3 protein-coding genes are annotated in these 1,644 nt (G+C 49.6%); all 3 read left to right on the plus strand.

Annotation, left to right across the window (positions count from 1 at the left end):
- The first annotated feature begins 55 nt into the window (after nucleotides 1-55).
- On the plus strand, nucleotides 56-358 hold the full coding sequence (tnpA, locus tag DEU29_RS13920; RefSeq protein WP_133541013.1) for an IS66 family insertion sequence element accessory protein TnpA: 303 nt from the start codon (nucleotides 56-58) through the stop codon (nucleotides 356-358).
- The gene (gene tnpB / locus DEU29_RS13925; RefSeq protein WP_034821960.1) at nucleotides 355-711 is read left to right on the plus strand and encodes an IS66 family insertion sequence element accessory protein TnpB; all 357 of its coding nucleotides are present in this window, start codon (nucleotides 355-357) and stop codon (nucleotides 709-711) included. The genes tnpA and tnpB overlap by 4 nt, the downstream gene beginning before the upstream one ends.
- 114 nt (nucleotides 712-825) lie before the next feature.
- Nucleotides 826-1,644 (plus strand): IS66 family transposase (gene tnpC / locus DEU29_RS13930; protein WP_166635933.1); only part of this gene is annotated, 819 nt, incomplete at its 3' end.

Raw genomic sequence — 1,644 nt, forward strand, 5'->3', positions numbered from 1 at the left:
TCATAGTTTAAAGCCATAGGCTACCATCAAGTTTAACCAATAAGGTGGTAGCATCATGAGCCGAGCATACCGAACTCGCGAGCAATGGCGTGAGCTCATTGCTGAATTTGAACAAAGCAACCTGAGTCAGAAAGACTTTTGTGAGCCACGCGGCATAAATTCTGCCTACTTCAGTCAACGTCGAGCAGAGCTTAAGCGCGAAGCTGAAGATAATGACACGAGCTTTGCTCTAGCGGTGCCTCAGTCGGCCACCGCGCAGCAAACCTTGCAGCTTCGTCTTGGCCAAACCGAATTGGTGTTGCCGTTGTCGGTATCACCGCGTTGGGTCGCGCAATTGGTCAAAGAGCTCAGCGCATGAAGATGTTCGTTGAGCCACCGGCAATCTACTTACACAAGGCGCCGGTCGACTTTCGTAAAAGCATTAATGGCTTGAGTGCCATTGTAGAGAGTGAAATGGCGCTCTCACCGTTCAGTGGTGCGCTATTTATTTTTTGCAATCGCCAACGCGATAAGCTCAAGGCTCTGTATTGGGATAAAACAGGCTTTTGCTTGTGGTACAAGCGTCTTGAGAAAGCCAGGTTCAAATGGCCGAAAAAGATGTCAGGCAGCACCATTTCCCTGACTGAGCAGCAATGGGCATGGCTTTTGGATGGTCTGGATATTACCCTGATGAAAGGCCATCAACCACTGCATTTTAGCTCGATAACATGATCGTTTTTTTCATATAGGGATCAAGCATAAACCATGATTTTTCGATCACTAATCGGTCTAAGAAAGCCTTTATCTGTTGCGGTTTAGCGCCGATTTATGCGGTATAATGTCCGCATGAAAAAGATTGATACAAACACACTTCCAGACGATGTTGAAGCACTCAAAGCTATGCTGCTTGAGCAGCAGGCTGAGAAGGCTCGCCTGCAACAAGAAAGTGAGCGCTGGAAGCGTGACTTCTATCAGTTATTTGAAAAATGGCAGCTTGAGCTGAAAAAGCGTTTTGCGGCCAGTGCTGAAGGTCTTCCGGGTCAAGGCGACTTGTTCAACGAAGTGGAAGACATCCTCAATCCTGATGAGGAAGAGGTCGCTGTCGAACAACACGTTGCCTACACCCGAAAACTACCGCGCCGTGCCAGACTCGATGCATCATTGCCGCGTAAAGAAGTCATTCACGATATCAGCGATGACGATAAAACCTGCGAATGCTGTGGCACGGACATGCATCGCATGGGCGAGGATGTCAGCGAGAAGCTCGACTTCATCCCGGCTAAGATGCAGGTGACTCGACATATTCGACCTAAATACAGCTGCCGCACTTGTGAGCAGCAAGGCACTGAAACCAGGATAAAGCAGGCACCGGTGCCGGCAAGCATGCTGCCAAAAAGCATCACTACGCCAAGCTTACTGGCCCAAATCATTACAGCGAAGTTCCAGTATGGCCTGCCGCTGTATCGCCAGGAAGCCATGTTCAAGCAGTTCGGCGCCGATATCAGTCGCCAGACCATGAGCCGTTGGTTGGTAGCGGTGAGTCAAAAACTTGAGCCACTGTACCAGCGCATGCATGACCTTCTCGTGCAACAGCCGGTGCTGTGGGCGGACGAGACAACAATAAAAGTCATCCAGTCTGAGAAAAGAAAATCCTACATGTGGGTG

It is taken from the genome of Idiomarina aquatica, assembly GCF_004362895.1.
Lineage (GTDB): Bacteria > Pseudomonadota > Gammaproteobacteria > Enterobacterales > Alteromonadaceae > Idiomarina.